This window comes from Actinomadura sp. RB99 (assembly GCF_014706005.1).
Classification (GTDB): domain Bacteria; phylum Actinomycetota; class Actinomycetes; order Streptosporangiales; family Streptosporangiaceae; genus Spirillospora.
The window spans coordinates 1-1,804 of sequence record NZ_JABMCA010000167.1 but is presented as its reverse complement, the minus strand read 5'-3'; the positions used below and the strand labels follow the sequence as shown (position 1 = coordinate 1,804).

General features: G+C 75.1%; 4 protein-coding genes and 1 pseudogene. All 5 read right to left on the bottom strand.

Features of this window, described 5'->3' with window-relative positions; translation table 11 throughout:
- Positions 1-180, bottom strand: a 180-nt coding sequence (locus tag amrb99_RS49325; RefSeq protein ID WP_190869017.1) for a hypothetical protein, incomplete at its 3' end; no start/stop codon positions are given.
- A 98-nt stretch (positions 181-278) separates the two neighbouring features.
- Positions 279-599 (bottom strand): annotated as a pseudogene (locus amrb99_RS49320) (DnaB-like helicase C-terminal domain-containing protein); the annotation flags it as partial.
- Between the two features lie 122 nt (positions 600-721).
- On the bottom strand, positions 722-973 hold the full coding sequence (locus amrb99_RS49315) for a hypothetical protein (RefSeq protein ID WP_190869015.1): 252 nt from the start codon (positions 971-973) through the stop codon (positions 722-724).
- A 53-nt stretch (positions 974-1,026) separates the two neighbouring features.
- On the bottom strand, positions 1,027-1,314 hold the full coding sequence (locus tag amrb99_RS49310; protein ID WP_190869014.1) for a hypothetical protein: 288 nt from the start codon (positions 1,312-1,314) through the stop codon (positions 1,027-1,029).
- The coding region (locus amrb99_RS49305; protein WP_190869013.1) for a hypothetical protein at positions 1,311-1,804 on the bottom strand (494 nt) is incomplete at its 5' end. The genes amrb99_RS49310 and amrb99_RS49305, both read right to left, overlap by 4 nt.

Sequence of the window (1,804 nt, the reverse complement as noted above, 5' to 3'; positions counted from 1 at the left end):
TCGGATGAGGCCGTCGTCGCTGCGGTAGCCGGCGCAGTAGCCGGTGCCGGGCAGGGCCGCGACGACCGGGCCGCGCCCTTCCTCGACCCCCTCGAACCCGGCGATGAAGGCCGCGCGGCGCAGCATGCCCGCCGCGACGACGAGCGGTTCGCCTTCGTCGGTCCAGGCCGCGACGGGCACGTTCTCGAATTAGTGGGGGCGGGCCGGGTTCGGGCCGTCCGTGGGGCGCTTGAAGACGGCCTCGTAGCGCCGGTTCGCGTTGATCATGCGGGTTCCTTTCAGAGGGCGACGAGGTGGCCGCGTTCGATGGGCGGCCGGTACTCGGGCGGGATGTGGCGGGCCATGTCCGCGATGCGGCAGTAATGGCCCTGGTAGGCGCACGTGACGGTGGTCTGCGGCCCGTGGCGCGACTTGGCGAGGATGAGGTCGATCTCGCCCGCGCGCGGCGACTCGGGGTCGTAGGCGTCCTCGCGGTGCAGCAGGATCACCGCGTCCGCGTCCGCCTCGATCGCGCCGGAGTCTTTGAGGTCGGAGAGGGCGGGGCGGCGGTCGCCGCCGCGCTTCTCGACCTCGCGGTTGAGCTGCGCCAACACCACGATGTCGATGACGCTGGTGTGCCGGATCTCGAACCGGTCGCTGATCGCAGCAAGGACGCGAAGCTGCACGTCCTCGGGGGTGAGGTCGGTGGCGATCACCATGCTGACGTTCACTGTGCGCTGGGTCATCGGGGTCCCTTCATGGTGGTGGTCCAGCGGGGGGCGGGCTGGCTGGTGAGGTGGACCCATCCGCACGCGGCGCGGTAGGCGCGGATGGGGCGGTGGGTGCCGACGCCGAGGGTCGCGAGGTAGCGGATGACGGCCTCGGCGCGGGCCTCGGTGGCGTAGCGGACTTTGCCGCACGGGCGGCAGCGGCGTTCCCGGACGGGCGCCAGGGCGACGGCGGGCGGCGGGGCGGTCCGGGCGGGTCTGGACATGGGATCCTCCTTCGGGGCGGCCGGGCGCGGTTGGGTCGCGCCCGGCCGCCTGCCTATTTCGCGGTGGCCGGGGCGCCGGGGGCGAACGCGGCGCGGACGGCGGCGGCGCACTCGCGGAGCTGTTCCGCGCGGACGGCGTCGTCGGTCCCGCCGGTGATGGCGATGGCGTGGGCGAGGTCGGCGTCCAGCTCGAACCGCTGCGCGAGCATCGCGGCGACCAGCGCGTCGCGCTCGCGCCGCCGGCAGACCCGCGCGTCCCGCGCCGCGCCGACCAGCAGGACGGCGAGGACGACCAGGAACGCGAGGACGGCGGCGAGCTGCTCGATGCGCGCGGCGGTCACCGGCCATCACCGCCGTCTACGTCCGCCGTGCCGAGGTTGCCGCCGACGGCCAGCGACGTACGGCTGTTCAGCAGGTGCCGCGCCGAGCGCCGGTACCGGTCGCGGCCGTCCTCGCCGAGAATGCTCCAGTGCGCCGCCTCGCCGAGCGTCAGCCGCACCTCGGCGTCGGAGATCGCGCGGGCCAGGTCGTTCACGATGCTCGCGCGCCACGCCGCCCGCCCCTCGGCGGTCAGGCCGTCGTCGGCCGGGATCGCGGGCTCGTCCGCCGTGCCAGTGACCTCGCCGAGCGCGGCGACGGTGGCGCACGGCCACGGCACCGTCTGCCCGTCCCACGCCACGCACGATCCGCACACCCAGCGGCCGAAGCGCCGCTCGCGCGGGTGGACGGCGCGGACGGCCGCGATCTGCTGCTCGGCCTGCTCCAGGCCGATGCGGTAGCGCCCGCCGAGGCGCTGCGCCTCATCCCGCTCGGCGGCGGTCGTCGCGAGCA